The sequence below is a fragment of the Candidatus Palibaumannia cicadellinicola genome (assembly GCF_002855795.1).
In the GTDB taxonomy this organism is placed as follows: Bacteria; Pseudomonadota; Gammaproteobacteria; order Enterobacterales; family Enterobacteriaceae; genus Baumannia; species Baumannia cicadellinicola_C.
The window spans coordinates 1-1,440 of the sequence record NZ_NJPO01000130.1 but is presented as its reverse complement, the minus strand read 5'-3'; the positions used below and the strand labels follow the sequence as shown (position 1 = coordinate 1,440).

2 protein-coding genes are annotated in these 1,440 nt (G+C 28.1%); both read right to left on the bottom strand.

Annotated elements, in window-relative coordinates; all coding sequences use genetic code 11:
• Positions 1 to 81: 81 nt before the first annotated feature.
• Positions 82 to 906 (bottom strand): endonuclease/exonuclease/phosphatase family protein, encoded by an 825-nt coding sequence (locus CEX73_RS02460; RefSeq protein WP_101627012.1) that lies wholly within the window; start codon positions 904 to 906, stop codon positions 82 to 84.
• Positions 907 to 942: 36 nt separating this feature from the next.
• Positions 943 to 1,440, bottom strand: a 498-nt coding sequence (locus CEX73_RS02455; protein ID WP_158521398.1) for a transglycosylase SLT domain-containing protein, incomplete at its 5' end; no start/stop codon positions are given.

Below are 1,440 nucleotides of genomic sequence, written 5' to 3'. Positions count from 1 at the left end.
ATTAATAATAACAAAATATCACTTACAAAAATACTAAAATTAATGTTTTATTTAAATTTAGGATATAAAGAATGTTTATTCTTATTTAGGATAAAGATTAAATGTAACTAAAAGTGGATTATGATCTGAAGCTTGAGTAACTAATACTGATGCTTCAGTTACTGCCATATCACGATAAAAAATAAAATCTAGAGGTCTACCAAAAAATTTTTTACGTTGATCATTAATAAAACTTACTTCTCCTAGCATCATACGTTTTGTAAACTTATATAATGCTAGTATTCTTTGCCGGCTCCAAGCATTAAAATCACCAGCACTAATCACTGGTCCCGTATGATTAATAATATGATCACCAATCGGTCCTAGTTGTTTACTATAAACATCTAGACCTAAACTAAAATTAACAGCATGAATATTAATTACCATTAACAATTGTTGTTGATATACTGGGTATATAGTTATAAGTGCTGATTTAGCAATACGTAATAAGGGTTCTTTTTCACGTAATGGACAGCAATAAACAGGATGTGCAGCAGATAATGTCATTACACCTGAAGAATTATGTAAAAAGATAAGTGCAGGTACTTGATCTGTAGCGAGATAATGTGATGTAGCAAAACTAATTAGTTCTGGAGTAGTTTGTGCTTCTTGCAATAAAACTAATTGATTATTTTTGCCAAAATTTTGTAACACAGATAACCAATTAGCACGTTGCTGTTTAAAAATATTCCACACCATTACATGTAAAATATGTGTATTAAGTAATGAATTTCTTAATTGCTGTGTATATTTTAATTCTCCTAAGTTAAGAGGAGGAAAAATACGTTTAACTGGTTGACCTGCAATATATCTAACGGCATATGTTTGTTTTGTATGGTATAGATTATAATTAACATATTTTGGCATATGTGATAATTTTTGCTATTCACTTAGAGTTAATATTTAGTTAAATATTAACTTAAGTTTTTTATAATTTTGCTGTAAACAGTTTACTTTATATAAGTAATTACGTGATTCAATTGATGGATGACGTGTATAAAGTATATGATATACTTGATTTGGTTGTAAATGATTAATAGTTTTTAATGCTTGGTTTGTATTATGAGAAAATACTCGTAGTACACTACTTACACCACAGTTATAAGCAATAATCACTGCATAACGGCGTGATGTGAAATTTAGAATGCCATTTAAATAATTATTTTGTAATATTGCTAAATACGCTGTACCAATATCTATATTTTTTTCTGGATCAAATAAATAACTACGACTGGGTTCACCTAATTTTTTTTTCTTTTTAAAAACATCACGGCCTGCGCTATGTTGTACTACTTGCATTAAACCTAAAGCATTTGTATGACTAACTGCATGAGGATTAAAATTTGATTCTGTTTGAATAATAGCTAAAATTAATGATTGATCTATACTATAATGATTAGC

Excerpts from the sequence above, each read along its gene's own strand:
- CEX73_RS02460 (WP_101627012.1), bottom strand. The coding sequence starts at position 906 with ATGCCAAAATATGTTAATTATAATCTATACCATACAAAACAAACATAT.